This is a genomic window from Shinella sp. 838, assembly GCF_029623935.1.
In the GTDB taxonomy this organism is placed as follows: domain Bacteria; phylum Pseudomonadota; class Alphaproteobacteria; order Rhizobiales; family Rhizobiaceae; genus Shinella.
Map to the genome: position 1 here is coordinate 1 of NZ_JARSBQ010000063.1, position 1124 is coordinate 1124.

General features: G+C 57.1%; 1 protein-coding gene. It reads left to right on the forward strand.

Features of this window, described 5'->3' with window-relative positions; all coding sequences use genetic code 11:
• Positions 1–90: 90 nt before the first annotated feature.
• Positions 91–1122, forward strand: coding sequence for an IS110 family transposase (locus P9A16_RS35560; RefSeq protein WP_024270388.1), 1032 nt, complete (start codon positions 91–93; stop codon positions 1120–1122).
• The last annotated feature ends 2 nt before the right edge of the window (positions 1123–1124 follow it).

Here is a 1124-nt window from a genome sequence, read left to right on the forward strand (position 1 = left end):
TGAATAGATGGCGTGGTTGCCGCCCTACCCACCCGGCACGTTCTGTCAGAGGATGGTCGGGTTAAATCCAGCGGGTGGAAGGATGGCAGCATGACATACGACACGATGATTGGGGTCGATCTGGCGAAGAACGTTTTCCAGGTTCATGGAGCTTTGCTTTCCGGAGAGGTGAAGTTCCGGCGGAAGCTATCCCGGCAGCATTTTCGTAGATTTATGGCCGGGCAAGACGCTGCGATCGTCGTGATGGAGGCATGCGGGAGCGCTCATTACTGGTCACGCGAGATGACAAAACTCGGCCATGAAGTACGGCTGATAGCGCCACAGTACGTTCGTCCATTCGTGAAGCGTCAGAAGAACGATGCCGCGGATGCCGAAGCGATTGTTACTGCCGCACAGCGACCTGAGATGCGCTTCGTTACGCCGAAATTGGAGGAGCAGCAGGCACAGGCGCTGCTTTTTCGCGGGAGAGAACGACTTGTACGTCAGCGTACCGAGCTGGTGAACGCACTGCGATCAGTCCTCTACGAGTTTGGGTATCCGATTCCTCCCGGCATTGTGCAGCTTACGCGGATCGAGGCGATGGTCGAGGCTGAGAACAGCGATCTGCCGGAACTGGTTCGTGACGAATGCCGCGATATTCTGCTGCAGATCGCCGAGAAGACGCAACGGATCGAAGCGAAGGCACAACAAATCAGCGCTCTGGCAAAGATTACGGATACAGCACGCCGTTTACAAACAATGCCGGGCGTTGGACCAATGAGCGCGCTGGCCGTTGAAGCGTTTGCTCCACCCATGGAAAGCTTTCGGCGTGGGCGAGACTTTGCGGCCTGGCTGGGTCTGGTGCCGCGCCAGCATTCGTCGGGAGGAAAGGAGCGGCTCGGACGAATATCAAAGGCCGGACAAGCCGATATACGCCGGCTCTTGATCATGGGAGCAATGTCGCGTCTGAACTGGCTCGGGCGGAAGACGATACCGGAGAGGTCCTGGCTATCTGGAATGTTGGCCCGGAAACCCAGAATGCTTGTGGCCATCGCCCTTGCAAACAAAATGGCCAGAGCGATCTGGGCCATGCTGACAACAGGCAAGGATTATCAAAATCCGGCACAGACTGCCGCTGCATGACA